Annotated in this window: 15 protein-coding genes; 1 reads left to right on the plus strand and 14 read right to left on the minus strand. The window is 39.1% G+C overall.

Annotated elements, in window-relative coordinates; genetic code table 11:
• Positions 1-17: 17 nt before the first annotated feature.
• Genes MKY00_RS24420 through MKY00_RS24440 form a run of 5 tightly spaced genes read right to left on the minus strand, consistent with a single transcriptional unit; the run spans position 18 to position 4,690 of the window.
• Positions 18-743 (minus strand): GntR family transcriptional regulator, encoded by a 726-nt coding sequence (locus MKY00_RS24420; RefSeq protein WP_000539272.1) that lies wholly within the window; start codon positions 741-743, stop codon positions 18-20.
• Positions 743-1,759, minus strand: coding sequence for a sugar kinase (locus tag MKY00_RS24425; RefSeq protein WP_016718771.1), 1,017 nt, complete (start codon positions 1,757-1,759; stop codon positions 743-745). The genes MKY00_RS24420 and MKY00_RS24425 overlap by 1 nt, the downstream gene beginning before the upstream one ends.
• Entirely contained in the window at positions 1,752-2,507 is a 756-nt protein-coding gene (gene dagF / locus MKY00_RS24430) for a 2-dehydro-3-deoxy-phosphogluconate aldolase (protein WP_074585689.1), read from the minus strand. Before dagF ends, MKY00_RS24425 begins: the two co-directional genes overlap by 8 nt.
• A gap of 1 nt (position 2,508) precedes the next feature.
• A complete protein-coding gene (locus MKY00_RS24435; protein ID WP_016718772.1) occupies positions 2,509-3,612 on the minus strand; it encodes a DgaE family pyridoxal phosphate-dependent ammonia lyase in 1,104 nt (367 codons plus the stop codon).
• Positions 3,590-4,690, minus strand: coding sequence for an amidohydrolase/deacetylase family metallohydrolase (locus MKY00_RS24440; protein WP_016718773.1), 1,101 nt, complete (start codon positions 4,688-4,690; stop codon positions 3,590-3,592). Before MKY00_RS24440 ends, MKY00_RS24435 begins: the two co-directional genes overlap by 23 nt.
• Positions 4,691-4,900: 210 nt before the next feature.
• Between MKY00_RS24440 and MKY00_RS24445 the strand changes: the two genes are divergently transcribed.
• Entirely contained in the window at positions 4,901-6,130 is a 1,230-nt protein-coding gene (locus MKY00_RS24445) for a hypothetical protein (RefSeq protein ID WP_016718774.1), read from the plus strand.
• A gap of 121 nt (positions 6,131-6,251) precedes the next feature.
• Here MKY00_RS24445 and MKY00_RS24450 read toward each other — a convergent pair whose 3' ends face one another.
• The 9 genes from MKY00_RS24450 to MKY00_RS24490 all read right to left on the minus strand — a co-directional run bounded on the left by MKY00_RS24450 (position 6,252) and on the right by MKY00_RS24490 (position 16,805).
• The gene (locus MKY00_RS24450) at positions 6,252-7,112 is read right to left on the minus strand and encodes a M15 family metallopeptidase (protein ID WP_016718775.1); all 861 of its coding nucleotides are present in this window, start codon (positions 7,110-7,112) and stop codon (positions 6,252-6,254) included.
• An 82-nt stretch (positions 7,113-7,194) separates the two neighbouring features.
• On the minus strand, positions 7,195-8,301 hold the full coding sequence (locus MKY00_RS24455) for a HAMP domain-containing sensor histidine kinase (RefSeq protein ID WP_001284574.1): 1,107 nt from the start codon (positions 8,299-8,301) through the stop codon (positions 7,195-7,197).
• Positions 8,294-8,992, minus strand: coding sequence for a response regulator transcription factor (locus tag MKY00_RS24460; RefSeq protein WP_016718776.1), 699 nt, complete (start codon positions 8,990-8,992; stop codon positions 8,294-8,296). The genes MKY00_RS24455 and MKY00_RS24460 overlap by 8 nt, the downstream gene beginning before the upstream one ends.
• 255 nt (positions 8,993-9,247) lie before the next feature.
• Positions 9,248-10,354 (minus strand): o-succinylbenzoate synthase, encoded by a 1,107-nt coding sequence (gene menC / locus MKY00_RS24465; protein WP_016718777.1) that lies wholly within the window; start codon positions 10,352-10,354, stop codon positions 9,248-9,250.
• Entirely contained in the window at positions 10,355-11,800 is a 1,446-nt protein-coding gene (locus MKY00_RS24470; RefSeq protein ID WP_029141218.1) for an o-succinylbenzoate--CoA ligase, read from the minus strand.
• A 162-nt stretch (positions 11,801-11,962) separates the two neighbouring features.
• Positions 11,963-12,781, minus strand: coding sequence for a 1,4-dihydroxy-2-naphthoyl-CoA synthase (gene menB / locus MKY00_RS24475; RefSeq protein ID WP_000963874.1), 819 nt, complete (start codon positions 12,779-12,781; stop codon positions 11,963-11,965).
• A gap of 69 nt (positions 12,782-12,850) precedes the next feature.
• Complete coding sequence (gene menH / locus MKY00_RS24480) at positions 12,851-13,663, minus strand: 2-succinyl-6-hydroxy-2,4-cyclohexadiene-1-carboxylate synthase (RefSeq protein ID WP_016718779.1); 813 nt, start codon at positions 13,661-13,663, stop codon at positions 12,851-12,853.
• Entirely contained in the window at positions 13,660-15,414 is a 1,755-nt protein-coding gene (gene menD, locus MKY00_RS24485; RefSeq protein ID WP_016718780.1) for a 2-succinyl-5-enolpyruvyl-6-hydroxy-3-cyclohexene-1-carboxylic-acid synthase, read from the minus strand. Before menD ends, menH begins: the two co-directional genes overlap by 4 nt.
• On the minus strand, positions 15,411-16,805 hold the full coding sequence (locus MKY00_RS24490) for an isochorismate synthase (RefSeq protein WP_000616755.1): 1,395 nt from the start codon (positions 16,803-16,805) through the stop codon (positions 15,411-15,413). Before MKY00_RS24490 ends, menD begins: the two co-directional genes overlap by 4 nt.
• Positions 16,806-16,839 lie beyond the last annotated feature (34 nt).

A 16,839-nucleotide genomic window follows, 5' to 3' on the forward strand; every position in this document is an offset into this window, starting at 1 on the left:
GGAACATCCCCTCTTTTTTATACGTCATAATTCACTACATAATGCTGCATTTCTGTATTGTAGTAGCCTTCGCTATATTCAATTACTTCTCCAACTTCATCGTAAGAATAGCGCATGCGTTTTAATAGCGCTGTCCCCTCTTTTTCACCTAACGCTTCGGCAACGAAACTAGGCGCAAGACCAACAGCGAATTCATCTCTGAAGTTTTCTAAATGTATACCTCGGTCTTCTACTAAATCGTAAAGCGATTGCAAATCAAAGTCCGATAAATCTGTACTTGCCATTTTCGCTGAGAAATAGTGCGTATAATGAATGTACGGTGCATCATTTAACGTATATAAACGTTCAATACGAAAACTCTCTTTACCGAATAATTGAAATGGCACTGTTCCTTCTTCATTCTGAACGATTTCTGCTTTTAGCAATTTCTTCTGTACTTTATATCCTTCTTCCACTAACACTTCAGTAAACTTCTTACCCTTTGACAGTTTTGTCGCAGAAGTATTACGAATCACTTTCGTTCCTTTGCCGCTCTTCTTTTCTAAATATCCTTCTTGAGCGAGTTCTTTAATGGCATTTCGTACTGTAATCTTGCTAACTTTGAACTCTTCCTCTAACTGCGGTTCGGAAGGAATATTCGTATGAATCGCATATACACCATGCAATATTCGATCACGAATAATGTTTTTTATTTGTAAATATAATGGTCCTTTTTTCCTCGTTACGTTCACCGTTACACCCACTACCTTTCTACATCACCTACTGATGCCGTCATTGCCCGAAGTATATCCTTCTCTGATGACATTGGCGTATCACCGACGATTGTATGTGCAAGCATTCCAGCTGCTGACGCAAATGAAACAGCTTTCTCTGGTGCAAACTCTTCTATCTCGCCATGAATAATCCCGCTCGTATAAGCATCTCCAGCACCTATTCTATCATATACAGAAAACGTAAGTGTTTTTGCAAAAGTGAACGCACCATCTTTACATATAAATCCGCGCAGCGAGTGTGTGTTATCGCTATTAATAGAGCGATGTGTACCAGCAATTGTAGTGATATGATACGTTTCAGCTACTTGTGGAATAAGATCAACAAGTTGAGCTTCTCGCTCTGTCTCTTCTGTTTTCATTCCTAGAACGAACATCGCATCTTTTTCATTCATCATTACAATATCAGCTAGCCCTAACATTTCTTCATAATGCGGTTTCGCCTGTTCATATCCATCTTCTCCCCAAAGCGATGGACGATAATTGCAATCAAAAACAACCGTGCCTCCGTTTTCTTTCACTGCTTTCGCTAAAGATTTCATATGATGGCGCACCGTGTCATTCATCGCAAGTGTAATTCCGCAAAAATGAACGATATCAATTTCCTTTGCGATTTCTTCAAATTGATACATTTCTTCACATGCCGTATTGAAACTACTTTCTAATCGATTCGAATATGTAACGCGGCTTGCACGTGCCCCAAATCCATTTTCTAAAAAGTACATGCCGACATATTTTCCGCCTCGTGAAATGAACGAAGGGCGAATACCTAATTTTTGAATGTGCGATACCGCAGCATCCCCAACCGAATTTTCCGGTAAAGTTGAAATAAGAAGCCCTTCATGCCCGAGATGAGAAAGTGCTGCTGCCACGTTCACACCTGTACCAGAAAATGAGTAATTTAATGTATTAGCTTGCGATAGCAATTCATATCCTGGTACTTGCAGGCGCATCATTACTTCGCCAAATGCTGCAATTTTCTTACGCATATTGATCAACTAACTTCTTCACGACTGCTAATAATTCACGAACATCTTCTACTTTGGTATTGCCAGTTTCTTTATCAATAATAGAAGAGTACACGTGCGGAATAACTTGCTCTACATTTGCTTCAAGCGCGATACGTAAAATTGTTTCAAAGTTTTCTTTATCAATTCCGCCTGTTGGCTCTAATGCGAATCCCTCTTCCGCACAAGCTTTCGCAACTGCGCGATATTCTTCTTCATGGGCTAGCCCTTTCATTGGGAAGTATTTCAATGAATTTCCACCCATATCACGTACAAGTGCGATCGCTGTTTTAATTGGAACGATTGCTTTCTCTTCTCCAGCAGCACTAATTGGACCAGTAGAAATATTTACGTACCCTACTTTTCCTGTTGGGGATACTAAACTATTAATCCAGCTATCTTTTCCATCAAGATTTGCACGTGTCGCTCCAACTGAAGGGAACACTTGATTAATATGGCTACCAGGGTAATGCTTCGCAATTTCAGCTACAACTGCTGCTTGGCGATTATCTCCTGCTCCTAGTCCGATCGATACAGCGTCATCAATTTCTTTTCCGTATGCTTTCATCGCTGTAACTGCTTCTTCTACTGTTGGATAGTCTTTTGATAAAACACCTACTACTACATAACCTTCTGCTGCTTCAAAAATATCTTTCGCATTTTCGATATTATTCGCTAATACATTTAATGCTACGCGGCCTTTATAAAAACGTTTTTGAATGTTTGTCATTTTAGTTTCCCCCTACAATTTCTCTCAATTTTTCTTCAATTACATGTATGTCATCACCTTGAAGTGGACGTGGATCGATATCAAAGAATCCTTGTCTTACTCCGTAATCACGTGTATAAATCGCGATTTCCCCTTCGCGTAATGCTGTTACAACATCTTTTGCTGATTTATTTAACTCTTTCTCGTTAATATGAATGCGTGCTCTAAAGATTGCTCTTCCTGCTTCATCTTGAACGATTTTTACATTTACGCCGTTTAATTCTTTTAGCGGCATAAGTACTTGTAATAACTCTTTTTCTTGCTCGCTCTTATCTTCTTTTACTCCGTACTCATCAAGCGCTTGAAGTAAACCGAAAGTCGTTTCTTTCCCAACTTTCATACTTCTTCCGATGCAATGTAATTGCACTTTCAGCCACTCAATATATTTTCGTTTCCCGCCAACAATACCAGAAGTAGGCCCTTCAATCGCCTTTGAACCGCTATAAATGGCAAGGTCTGAATACTTCACATATTTTTGAATATCTTCTTCAGCTGCCGCATCGACGATAAGTGGTACGTTATTTCGCTGCGCAACTTCCCATGCTTCTTCAACAGAAATCATATTTTTTTGAACTGCATGATGGGATTTCACATAAAGAATGGCCGCTGTATTTTCACCAATTGCATCTTCAATATGCTCTGCTTTCCCTTCATTTGCGTAGCCAACTTCTACAAGTTTTCCTCCGCCTAAGTAAATCATCGTTTCAACAGGAGCACCGTATTGAACGTTATGACCTTTTAACATTATTACTTCGTTTTTCGCGATTACTTCTTGATGAAGTCTTTCACTTTTACGACGATTTCCTTCCGTCACGATACCAGCGATAGAAAGCGCAATTCCACTCGATGCTGAGTTCACAACAACCGCTGCTTCTGCATCTAGAATTCTCGCAATATGGTCTCCTGCTTTATCTACTAAATCAGCAATTTCCACATAATTTTGTCCCCCATGTTTCATTGCATCCATAACTGTATCTGTCGGAGCGGATACACCTAAAATACTCATTCTACCGCTCGCATTAATTACTCTTTTTAATCCGTACTTAGCATTCAATGAATGACCCATTGATTACAACCCCTTTCGTATCAATCCTTCTTTCAGCAATGCGCTGATCCCCTTCTGAATCAATTAACGTAATCTTCTCATCTTTCACCGTAAATAAAGTTAAATTTGCAATATCGCCTTCTTGAATACGGCCAAGCTCTGGTTTTTTTAGCCACTCTGCTGCATTTTTCGTAACCGCATCAATTACTTCTTCTAGCGGATAACCTAAGTAAAGGAATTTCGAAAGAACGTGAGCCATACTATACACTGGACCGTGCACGCGATTCTTCCGGTAAATATCTGTACTAATCGTATTAAAGATGATATCGTGACGCTTCGCCGCCTCTGCTACTTTAAAAGAAAAACTAGCATTACCGTGACCAACATCTAAATGTACGCCGCGATTCACTGCATCTAGTAACACAGGTAGCGGTTTGCCTTCTTCATCAAATAAATTATTTTCTTTCCCGTTTAAGTAATGTGTAATGACATCATCTTTTTCTAAAAGAGGTACAACTTCCTCAATGTGAGGGGGCGCTGAACCGATATGTACCATAATTGGTAATGATGTTTCACGGGATAAAGAGCGTGCTACATGCAGCGGTTCAATTCCACTATCACAAACGACACTTTTACTCATTCTCGCTTTTAATCCAACGATTACATTTTTATATTTTTCTACTGCTTCTATTACTTTCTCTTTATCGATCCATTCCATATTGGATAATTCATCAATTCGTTTCAAACCGATGCGAGAAATATTTAAAAAGGCAAATAAATTCGTTTTTGCCTGCTCTCTACTTTTTACTAAATCTGCAATACGATCAGCTCCGCAGCTACCCGCATCAACAATTGTCGTTACCCCTTGCTTAACGCCAATTTCATCCACCTCATCGCCATACGGATCAAACTCTGGAAAAGCATGAACGTGCAAATCAATCCAACCACTCGATACGTAAGTACCTGAGTAATCAAGAACCTTTCCACCCTCACCAGCACCAGCTTTCGTCACCTGTGCGATTTTATTATTTTCAATTACAATGTCAATCTCTTCCCCGTTCACACGTTTCACATTACGTAGTACGAATCGTTCTGTCATTGTATTTCCACCCTTTTCTATAAGAAGCCATAAGAATACGCTTACATTAAAGTTTCATTTTATATGTCTTTCACACGTTTAGCGTAACACAAAAAAAGGGAGAAGTAAATATAACGTTATAATGTTTAATTTTATATTACTTTCTTCACTACTTTTAAAATGAGAGTTTTCATTACATATTCGGACAACCTATAAGTAGGAGGGATATTCTTGAGATTTCGAATTTTATTATTTATAACCTTAGTCACTTTGTATGTACCAACAACGGTTAGCGCAGCCCCTCCATCACTCACGGCTGCATTTATCCGGGATCATCAGCTATGGATAAAGAAAGGAAATCAAGAAATACAAATCACAAAGAATCGATATGTGTATTCTCCAAAATGGTCTTATGATGGTAGGTTTATTGGTTATATTGATAGTGATGAAAAGGGTAAAAAATCTAATCTATTCATCTATGATACGAAGGAGAAAATAAACTATCAGCCTTATGTAAGAGTCGTAACATCTGACTTTAAGTGGTCGCCAAACAAAAATCAATTGGCTTACACTGATCAAGGTTTATTAAACGTTACAAAAATAAAAAATGGTCGCCCGCACGGTTTTGAAAATGTATCACTTGGGGTTAGTGATTTCGAATGGTTCCCGAACGGAAAGGAATTTATCGTTTCCTCACAATCCTGCTTACGTCCGACTGGATGGGGCAAGGTTCCACTTTATAAAATTCCAGTCGATGCAAATCTTGCTAAAGATAAAATAAAGCCTTTTTATACGATTCAAACAAATGAAACTGATTTATTTGCGGTGCATGCTAACTATTTCAAGTGGAGTTTTGATGGAAAGTGGATTAGTTTTTTGGCCAGTCCTACTGCCTCCTTGGCAATGGATAGCAATACATTATGTGTTATCTCATCAAAAGGGACACACTTTCGAACGCTTGGTAACATGCTATGGTTCAAAGACTGGATGAAGTGGGCTCCATCAGCCAATCAACTGGCCTATATTTCAGGAGAAGGAAGGTTTTTTGTAGAAAATAAAAAACTCACAATTGCAGACATGGTAACAGCAAAACAACAAAAGGAATACACACCTATAGGTTATGTAGACCTTGATTTAGAATGGCTTTCACCAAACAAAGTCGTTGTGGCTCGCGCAAAAGAAAACAAGGTATGGAAAGAAGGTCCTGTTCCGACGCTGTTTACAACACTTTATATGATTAATATAAAAACAGAAGAACAGCGACAAATCTCATTCCCAAAACAGAATGAACGTGATGAAGACCCTCAAGTTATTGGACCTTATCTTACTTGGCTTCGCAAGAGAACAAATGTATATAAAGGCGATGTCTGGATGAAGGATAGCTTACATAGTCAGGAGTATATATGGCTGAAAAATGTTGATGAAGCTCCGACTTTTTTTACTCTGAATAAAAGTAATTGAAAATGTACGAATTACAATCCTCGTCATATAAAGGTTACTTCTTCTATTATTCAGGATTGTACTTGTTCTTCTATTTTGATTCCCCCACGATAGAGCACTATTATGGGGGAATCAAGATTATCTATTCCTGAACCGTCACAATAACCCCATCCATATTATTCCCCGAAACTTCATACTGCTTATTCACCGGAACATTCACTTTCATGTTCCCGGATACTTTATAATAAGAAACCGTATATTTCTTACCTTCCACATCGGTTGTGATTTCTTTTTTCTCTTTCAAGAAGTCTAAGTATTCCTCTAATGTCATTTTCTTTTTTTGCATAATCGCACTATGAGGTAAACCGACATAACGAATGTGCCACGGCTCATATTGAATGCCTGTAATATTGCTTTTATTTTTCGGATAACGTAAAACAAAGCCATGCTTCCATACGTTCTCTTCAATCCATTTTCCTTCAGGTGCTTTTTCCATTTTCTTTTGCGTCGATCCAACGTCTAGTGATAATCCTAAATTATGCTCACTGTATCCTGCTGGGAGTGCATAATTAGATCCCATGTCTTTATATAATTTACTTTGTTCTTTAAAATCTCTATACCCGCTATTCATTAAGAAATGTTGTACACCATCTTTTCCAGCCGCATCGACAACGTTCAAAAACTTTTTTACAACCTCCTTTGATAAACGAAGATTTCTATCAAATATTACGTAGCCTCTCACTAATTCACTACTGTGATTTACATTTATAATGTCAGACCTAATACTATCTTTTTTCACTGGGTAGTCTTTGTTAACTAATAATAGATCCCCTTTATAAATTTCTTCTTTTGTAACCTCTACCTTTTTCATATTTTCATTCTTTACTGCACTATTTTCCCCGCCGATTTTCACATCAATTTCTTTTTGAAATAACGGTGATATATAAACGCCTACACAGATTGTGCATGCGATAAAAAAAGAAATAAATACCCACTTTTTCATTTCTAGTTCCTCCTTAACGTAACTTACGTCTAGAATAGAAAAAACTATTAAAATAAAAAGTGGGATAAAGTTTAAATTTTTATTAAATTGTTACGTTCTCGTCTTTTGGCAATCGCACTTCAAACATTGTTCTAACTACATTACTTTCAGCAGAAATCGTACCGTTATGCTGCTCGATAATATTTTTCGCAATAAATAGCCCAAGGCCTGTCCCGCCACGATTCTCAGTTCTCGATTTATCACCTGTATAAAACATATCAAAAACATACGGTAAATCTTCTTCTGGAATGCTATCTCCGTAATTTATAACTTGTACGACAACTTCTCCATTATCGATATACCCATTCAGATCAACAAATTGCCCATCATATCCGTAACGAACAGCATTTGTTAACAAGTTTTCAAATACTCTAGCTAACAATTTTCCATCACCGTTAATCGGCAAATGAGAATCAACATTCAACCTAGCTTCTAAATGATGTTTTTCTAATAACGGATACAATTCCTCATCTAACTGTATAAGTAACTCACTTATATCAATCGGCTTTTTATCCAGCTTTAGCATGCCATAATTCATACGTGTAATTTCAAATAGCTCATCAATTAAACTTTCGAGCCTTTGCGATTTCGTATATGCAATTGTAGAGAAATGTTTAATTTGTTCCTTCGTTAAATTTTCATCTTTAAGAATTAAATCTAAATATCCTAACACGGATGTTAATGGAGTTCTTAAATCATGAGCTAAATTCACAACGAGCTGATCTTTACTACTTTCCGCAAAGTCTCCTCGTTCCACTGCTTCCCTTAATTTTTCACTCGCTACATTAATCTCACTTGCAATATATCCAAACTCATCATTTGATGAAACGCGCACTTCATTTGTAAAATCTCCGTTCGCCAAATGATGAATTCCATTTGAAATCTCATCAAAATATTTTAAATACGGCCTAGTAAGGAAGAAGAAAAACATAATGGACAGAGGTATGAAGATAATTAAAAAGAAATTAACATCCCCAATTTGTCTTATTATCGACCGGACTTGAGCTAACGGATCCTCAAAACGAACGACTAATTTATAATAGATCCGTAACCCTTCATAAATGATATACGTTACGCCAGCAGCACATATCATACTTAACGCAAATAGCATAACCATTTTCGAGCGAAAACTTCTCATCTTGTTAGCCATTGAAAGTATAACCTACTCCCCACACTGTTTTTATTAACTTATTCTTTCTTTTATCTTCCCCAAGTTTTTTCCGCAATGTGCGAATATGTACCATAACTGTATTTCCGCCTTCAAAATAATCATCGGCCCATACTTGCTGAAAAATATTTTCCACATTGTACACTTTCTTCGGGTGACTCGCTAATAAATATAAAATATCAAACTCTTTCGGTGTTAATTCAACTTGTTCTCCGTACACATTTACCGTTCTTCGCTCAGGATCAATAACGACTCCGCCTACCTCTAAAGCAGATTTATTCTCCTCTACTTTCGGCTGATTTAACGTAAGAAATCGGCGTAATTGTGCATTTACACGTGCGACTAATTCAATCGGTGTAAAAGGTTTCGTCATATAATCATCTGCGCCTAGCACAAGACCTGTCACCTTATCAAAATCAGACGTTTTCGCACTTAAGAAAATGATTGGCATATGATGCTTCGCGCGAATTTGGCGCGTCACTTCATACCCATCCATTTTTGGCATCATAATATCTAAAACCACTAAGTCGATTGGCTGCGTTTCAATAATATGAATTGCCTCTTCTCCATCAGCTGCTTTCACGACGTGGTACCCTTCTTTTTCTAAATGTATCTCAATTAAATCAGCAATTTCTGCCTCATCATCCGCTATTAAAATTGAAATGCGCTTCATTTTACTCCCCCTTTTATACGCTCGATTGTAAACTAGTCTATCCAATTTGTACAATACGAAAAGGTTACCCGTTAGAGTAACCTTTGTAAATAAAATTATATCAGCGATTTTCCAAATATATCGACCATAACTGGAATTATATCGGCGATTTTTCAATTATATCGATCGTAACTCGAATTATATCGGCGATTATTAAAATATATCGACTTACCGACAATTAACGACAAAATCCTCTCGCTATTTTAAAGACTCCACTTACCGCTCAAAAACAATCCGCTGCTTCGTGATTTCCGCCAGCCTTCCGCGATCTACTTCATACTCAGTATCAACGCTTTGCGGCACCATCACTTTCCCTCCCTCAAGCATCACTTCCGGTGAAATAATATCCTTCTCCCAATGTCTGCTAGAAGCGGATATATCGCCTGGAATCGTAAAGTTCGGCAAAGAAGCAAGCGCAACATTTTGCGCTCGTGAAATCCCCATCTCTACCATACCGCCGCACCAAACTGGTATGTTATGCTCCATACAATAATTATGAATTTGGATTGATTCTGTTAATCCGCCCACTCGCCCTGGTTTAATGTTAACGATTTGGCAGCTGCCAAGCGTAATCGCAACGCGTGCGTCTTCTAAACTATGGATACTTTCGTCTAAACAAATCGGCGTTTCAATCTTCTTCTGCAGCTGTGCATGATCAAGAAAATCGTAATCCGCTAACGGTTGCTCAATCATCATCAATTGGAATTCATCTAGTCGTTTCAGACTCTCCGTATCCGCTAATGTATACGCTGAATTGGCATCAGCCATTAACGGGATATGCGGAAACTCTTTACGTATTTCTTTTAATAACTCATAATCATGCCCTGGCTTTATTTTCACTTTAAAACGCTCGTAGCCTTCTTCAGCGTACTTCTCGATTTGTTTTAACATAACCGGAATCGTATTAAGCCCAATTACAACACCGACTTCAATTTCAGACTTCGTTCCGCCAAGCACTGTCGCTAACGATTTCTTTTGACGCTTCGCATATAAATCCCAAATAGCCCCTTCAATTCCCGCCTTTGCCATTCGGTTTCTTTTTATATGCTGGAACAAACTCGGCACTTCATTCGGATGAAAAATGTCAGCCTTTAATAAATCCGGTATTAAAAAATCTTGCAGTACATGCAGCGCGGTTTTCACTGTTTCTTCCGTATACCACGGTTCAGAAAACGCAACGACTTCGCCAAAACCAATGCACCCGTCCGTATCTTCTAATTCAATGACGATACTTTCACGCTTTTCATACGTTCCGTAGCTTGCAGCAAACGGGATGACGAGTGGCATTTCCGTTATATGAAGTGTCGCTTTTTTTATCTCCACTTACATCTCCTCCACTAATTGTCTTAACTCTCGTCTTAACAATTTTTTCGAAGCATTTCGTGGTAACTCCTCTAAGAAACAAGCTTTTTTCGGCACTTTATATTTCGCTAATTTCTCCTCGCAAAAGTGAATAATTTCTTCTTCTGTTACTTCTCCATTTTTTACAACAAAAGCAGCGGGTACTTGTCCCCATTTATCGTCAGTCATGCCGACAACACCAGCTTCCGCTACCGCCGGATGAGAAAGTAACACTTCTTCAATTTGAGCCGGATATATATTCTCTCCGCCAGAAATAATTAAATCACTGCGGCGATCTAATACGTATAAAAATCCTTCTTCGTCTAAATAACCGAGGTCGCCAGTATGAAGCCATCCGTTTTGAATTGTTTCGCGCGTCGCATCTTCACGGTTAAAGTAACCACCTGTTACGTTCGGTCCTTTTACTACGATTTCGCCTTCTGTAAATGCCGGCACTACGACGCCATCTTTTTCAATACGAAGTTGGCACTGAAATAGTGGTTTTCCAGCTGATCCTACTTTCGTTAACATATAATCTGCGGACAACGTACAAATTTGCGACGACGTTTCTGTCATACCGTACGTTTGATATACAGGAATTCCTTTTTCTACACACGTTTCTAATAATGGTTTCGGTGCTGGTCCTCCGCCAAGTAACATGCATCGTAAAGAAGATGGGTATGTCTCTGCCCCAAGTCGCTCTAATAAATCAGTTAACATTTTAGAAACGACAGAAATAATCGTTACACCTCTCGTTTGAAGTGCTTTATGAATAAAATCAGCATCATATTTCGGAACGAGTAAAATGCGCATGCCGTACATAATGTTTTTCATTAAAAGAGATAACCCGCCAACGTGGAACATCGGCATACAAGCTAACCAGCAATCATCATCACGAAGGCCTAAATTAAGCGAAGAGCCAACCGCGCTTGCCCAATGATTGCCGTACGTTAAAATAACGCCTTTCGGTTTGCCTGTCGTCCCAGACGTATAAATAATTGTCATTGCTTCTTCTAAAGAAAACTCTTCTTGTATAGAGGCTTCCTCTTTTGATCCATTCATCACTTCAGCGAATGAATATACAGGAATATCTTTAGCATCAAAGTCTTGATCTGTCACTAAACAAATAACTTCAGCATCATCCATTTGCCAAAGTAGCTCTTCTCTTGAAAGACGCGTATTTAAAAGCACAGCTACTGCACCTACGTAAGATAGGGCGTGAATAACTGTAATCATCTCCATACCATTTTTCATCAGAACAGCCACCTTTTGCCCACGTTTCACTCCTATATGTGTGAGGTGTTCACAAACAGATACTACTTTTTCATGCAGCTGCATAAAAGTAACTTTCTCTTCCTCTATTTCAATTGCAGTGCGATCTGGTGTTAAAAATGCACGTTGCATTAACCAATTTGGCATCGTCTCCATCACTCATTCTCCTTTCATGAAAGAAAGAGACTTGATATGACATCAAGTCTCTTAGTTGTTTTGTTTCCGGTTTGATCATTTGGTTGCGACTCACTTTGTGGGCGAGCTGCTTCCGTCTAAGAACCTTAGCCAACGAGGCTAAACAGTCGGCTCCGCTTTTGATCACGGGAAACGAGGGAATTGACCGAAGTCTGGACGGCGTTTTTCTTTGAACGCGTCGCGACCTTCTTTTGCTTCGTCAGTTGTGTAGTACAATAACGTTGCATCTCCAGCTAGTTGTTGAATACCAGCTAGACCGTCTGTGTCTGCGTTGAATGCAGCTTTTAGGAAACGAAGTGCCATTGGGCTGTTTGCTAAAATTTCTTCTGCCCATTGTACTGTTTCTGCTTCAAGTTGTTCTAATGGTACTACTGTATTTACTAATCCCATATCAAGTGCTTCTTGCGCGTTGTATTGACGGCATAGGTACCAAATTTCGCGTGCTTTCTTGTGGCCTACCATACGAGCTAAGTAACCAGCTCCGTATCCACCGTCAAAGCTTCCTACTTTAGGACCTGTTTGTCCGAATACAGCGTTGTCTGCAGCAATTGTTAAGTCACATACGATATGAAGTACGTGTCCACCACCGATTGCATAACCTGCTACCATTGCGATAACTGGTTTAGGAATTGCGCGAATTAGACGTTGTAAGTCTAATACATTTAGACGCGGGATCTGGTCGTCACCTACATATCCGCCATGACCGCGAACTTTTTGGTCGCCGCCTGAACAGAATGCACGTCCACCTTCACCTGTTAAAATGATAACGCCAACATTTGCATCATCACGAGCATGTGCAAAAGCGTCGATTAACTCCATTACCGTTTTAGGACGGAATGCGTTATGTACTTCAGGGCGGTTAATCGAAATCTTTGCGATACCATTGTATGTTGAATAAATAATATCTTCGTAATTGCCTTCTTTTACCCATTCAATAGCCATTACAACTACCTCCTTGTATATTTCTGATCTCCTCTATAAGTGCAACTTCATTCTTAACTGAAAAAAGCATCACTGCATAGTTTTTAGAAATCCCTTTACTATTGTATCAAACTTTTCCGGTTGTTCCACATGAATTGCATGGCCAGCGCCATCAATTTTGACAAATTTCGCGTCAGAGACGCATTTTTCGATATTTTTTAATATGCGAAAGAACTTTTCATCATGCTCACCGTTCATTAAAAGAACAGGCATTTTTAAGTTTTGCAGCTCATTCCACCATGAAGGCTGAGCCCCTGTTCCCATGCCGCGCAAGCTATTTGCAAGCCCTTTTGGATTGTTAGCGAGTCGTTCTTTTCGCACTGCTTCTTGTACGTTTTGTGCTAAACTTTTTTGCGTTTCAAACAGCGGAATATTTTCCCACATCGATACAAAACTTTCGATGCCTTCTCGCTCAATTTTTTGAGCAAGTCGCTCATCTTTTTCACAGCGTTCTTTTCGCTCATCTTCACTTTCAAGCCCAGCTGTACAGTTTTCTAATAAAAGAGAACGTACATATTCTGGATATAGACACGCCATCGTAATCGCCAGTCTACCGCCCATTGAATAGCCGAGTATGTGCGCCTTTTCAATATGAAGATAATCTAGTAGTTCTTTCATTTGCAATGCCGCATTTCGAATATCATAATGCGTCACATCTTCAGGACTTTCCGTTTTTCCGTGCCCAACAATATCTACTAAAATGACTTGAAACTGCTCGCTCCAAGAAGGAATGAAGGAACGCCACGTTTCCATACTTCCCGTAAAACCATGAAGAAGTAGAAGTGGTTCTCCGCTTCCGACTACTTCATATTCATACGATAAACCTTGCAGCGTTACTTTCACTTTGATTCACCTTGCAACGATGTAGTAATTATGTCCTGTGTTTTTGCCCATAACGTACGGTGCAATGTTAAGTTTTCATCACGGTTCGTACAAATTTCCACAACGTGTAAACCTTCTGTCGTCGTTCCTTTTTGTACCTCTTCACGGAATTGCTCCCAACCATTTACACGGCTAAATGAACCACCGTACATGTTGACAACATGCTCATAGTCAAGCCCAATTGGAGTTCCAAATAATGATTCGAAATGTTCCTTTTTCTCATATTGTGGTAAGAATGAGAAAATACCACCACCGTCATTATTTACAACAACAATCGTTATATTTAACTCATGTAATTTTGCGGCTAATAATCCGTTTAAATCATGATAAAATGATAAATCACCGATTACTAATACGAGCGGATCGCAAATCATGCTCGCTCCTAAAGCTGTCGAAATGATTCCATCAATCCCATTTACACCGCGGTTAGCCATCACTTGAATATTTTTATCCGATGTGAAAAAGAATGAATCTGTATCACGAATTGGCATACTATTACTCGCAAATAACGTTGCCCCTTCTGGTAATACGCGAACAATATCCGTAATGACTCTTCCTTCAAACGCAGTATCATATGTTTCCATTTCGCGAAGCGTTTCCTTCGTTTTTTCGTTTATATGTTGCCACATTTGGGACCAATCATTCTTTTTCATAACTGGCATTTTTTCTATTAGTGCACTGCAAAATGCAATATCACTTGCTTGGACAACTTCTGTTGCAACAAGAGCTGGATCTCTCCATTGTCCTGATTCATCAACAACGATATGAACAGCTTTCGTTTGTTTTTTGATGAACTGCGTTAATGCTTTCGAAACAGGCATACCACCGAAGCGAATTATAACTTCCGGCTTCCACGTTTCTTTTAACAGCACATTTCGTAAAAATGTATCGTAACAGTCGATTACCATCGTTTTATCGTGGTGTCCACTACGAATGTTAGAAAGTGGATCCGCTAATATTGGATATCCCGTTTTTTCAGCTAGTTGCGTTGCAAACGTTGCGATTTCTGAATGACTATCATCTCCACAAATAATAAGCCCCTTTTCCATATGTGAAAGGCGCCCTACAAGAGAATCTACATATTCACTCGGCATCGTTACGTTCCCTCGCTGAACTACTCCTGTATATTCTCCGCGTCCTTTATCCCATAAACTTTCTAATGAGAAGTCCGGGATAAGCGGTTCACGAACTGGAAAATTAAGATGCACAGGTCCTTGCGGTGCTAAAAGCGCGCTTGCTATCGTGCGCTGCGTTGTCATGCGAGCGTAATGATACATCGCCTCATTCGCTTCTGGAAGTGCCATCTCTGTAAATTGCTTCACAAACGTGCCGTATAAATTAATTTGATTCATCGCTTGTGGTGCACCGACATCTCTTAATTCATGCGGTCTATCTGCCGTTAAGACGATAAGCGGCACTCGCGAATGAAAAGCTTCACATACAGCTGGATAGTAGTTCGCTGCTGCCGTTCCTGACGTACATAATAATGCAACAGGACGTTTTTTCGCTTTTGCGATACCGAGCGCAAAAAATCCTGCTGATCTTTCATCTACATGTAAATATGTGTTCATTCCTTCATGTTGTTCCATTAGTAGAGCAATCGGCGTTGACCGTGAGCCTGGACTAATGACAACATCACATACATTTAGACGCGTCAGTTCATCCACGAACGCGCCTAAATAATATGATAATGCTTCTATATGATTGTTCATTTCATTAATTCCTCCAAAGCACCAAGCATCGGTCTAAACTTCAAACTTGTTTCTTCATATTCAAGTTGTGGTACTGAATCAATTACAATCCCGCAACCGGCGAATAAGGATGCTTTCTCGCCATTTAATAATCCGCAGCGAAGTGCAACCGCAAATTCACCATTTCCTTCATCATCTATCCAGCCAATCGGTGCACCATATAATCCTCTGTCTAACAATTCAACATCACGAATCAGTTTCATCGCTTCCAAACGAGGTGTCCCGCCAAGAGCTGGTGTTGGATGTAATTCTTCTACCATTGTTAAAAGACTCGCATCGCCTTTTGCCTCTACAGGCGTATATAAATGAATTAAGTTTTTCGTTGTTAATAAGCCTGGACTTTCCGGAATATTAACGGATTCGCAGTGCTCATTTAATACAGACCTGATCATGTTCACAACATAACCGTGTTCAGCTAAATTCTTTTCATCATGAAGAAGCGCATCACTATTTCGCTTACTTTCTTCTATAGATTGACCATGACCAGTTGAACCAGCAAGACACATTGAAGTAAACTTCTCATCTTCTTTGCGAATTAATCTCTCTGGCGTCGCTCCTAAGAAGCATGCTCCTTTATAATCAAAAGAAAATACGTAACAATCTGGTTGCCCAATGCGAAGTGCTTCTAAAACAAGCGCAGAATCAATATGATGATCCATCTCTACTTTTAGCTCCCTCGCTAATACAACCTTCTGCACGTTCCCCTGCTTCATCTCATCTTGCACTTTCTCAATAGCCTTCATCCAGCCTTTCGGATCCACTTCTACTTTAGAAGTAACTGTTAATTTCGATCCTTCTAGTGCACATTTACTCTCCTCCAAAATTTTCTCTTCTAAAGAAACAATTTCGTTATAAAGAGTTTCTGCACAATCTGTTGCTGAAACGAATGTATTCATTGTTAACCATGCTTTTTCATTTTTTACAGTTAATAAAAATGCTGGTAGTGAAAATGTCGTATCATCAAATTCTTTCCATAAGTCTGTTTTCTCTTTTTCTTGGTCAAATGAAAATCCACCAAATAAAAGAGGACCTGTTCCAAATTCATATTTTTCTCTTTGTACAAACGATTTCTCTTTTACTTTATCCCACTCGTCACGAGCAGTTTGAAAGCGTTTGTGAGAAGCAGTTGCTATAGTGAAAACAGAACCAATTCCAGCAAATATTACATGCTGAGCTGGGTCTGCAAAATAACATCTATTTTCGAATGAGATCCTTTTTCCTGCTGCATAAAACAGAAGTGGATCCATCCAGTCTATTTGTTTTACAAAACTAACCAATATTTTTTCATCAGTTGCATGCTTAATGGCTGCACTTAGAACTTCCTGCAAGCCTTTTTGTTTCGTTTGAATCACAATTGTCTCCCCCCTATGGGCGAAAAATAGTCAT

This window comes from Bacillus sp. FSL R9-9834 (genome assembly GCF_038006905.1).
Classification (GTDB): Bacteria; Bacillota; Bacilli; order Bacillales; family Bacillaceae_G; genus Bacillus_A; species Bacillus_A pacificus.

What these genes read in the sequence shown, in the direction of transcription:
- MKY00_RS24460 (WP_016718776.1), bottom strand. Translation starts at nt 8,992, where the DNA reads ATGAAGCGCATTTCAATTTTAATAGCGGATGATGAGGCAGAAATTGCT.
- menB (WP_000963874.1), bottom strand. Translation starts at nt 12,781, where the DNA reads ATGGCTATTGAATGGGTAAAAGAAGGCAATTACGAAGATATTATTTAT.
- MKY00_RS24435 (WP_016718772.1), bottom strand. Translation starts at nt 3,612, where the DNA reads ATGGGTCATTCATTGAATGCTAAGTACGGATTAAAAAGAGTAATTAAT.
- MKY00_RS24470 (WP_029141218.1), bottom strand. Translation starts at nt 11,800, where the DNA reads ATGGAGACGATGCCAAATTGGTTAATGCAACGTGCATTTTTAACACCA.
- MKY00_RS24440 (WP_016718773.1), bottom strand. Translation starts at nt 4,690, where the DNA reads ATGACAGAACGATTCGTACTACGTAATGTGAAACGTGTGAACGGGGAA.
- MKY00_RS24425 (WP_016718771.1), bottom strand. Translation starts at nt 1,759, where the DNA reads ATGCGTAAGAAAATTGCAGCATTTGGCGAAGTAATGATGCGCCTGCAA.
- menD (WP_016718780.1), bottom strand. Translation starts at nt 15,414, where the DNA reads ATGAACAATCATATAGAAGCATTATCATATTATTTAGGCGCGTTCGTG.
- MKY00_RS24450 (WP_016718775.1), bottom strand. Translation starts at nt 7,112, where the DNA reads ATGAAAAAGTGGGTATTTATTTCTTTTTTTATCGCATGCACAATCTGT.
- dagF (WP_074585689.1), bottom strand. Translation starts at nt 2,507, where the DNA reads ATGACAAACATTCAAAAACGTTTTTATAAAGGCCGCGTAGCATTAAAT.
- MKY00_RS24455 (WP_001284574.1), bottom strand. Translation starts at nt 8,301, where the DNA reads ATGGCTAACAAGATGAGAAGTTTTCGCTCGAAAATGGTTATGCTATTT.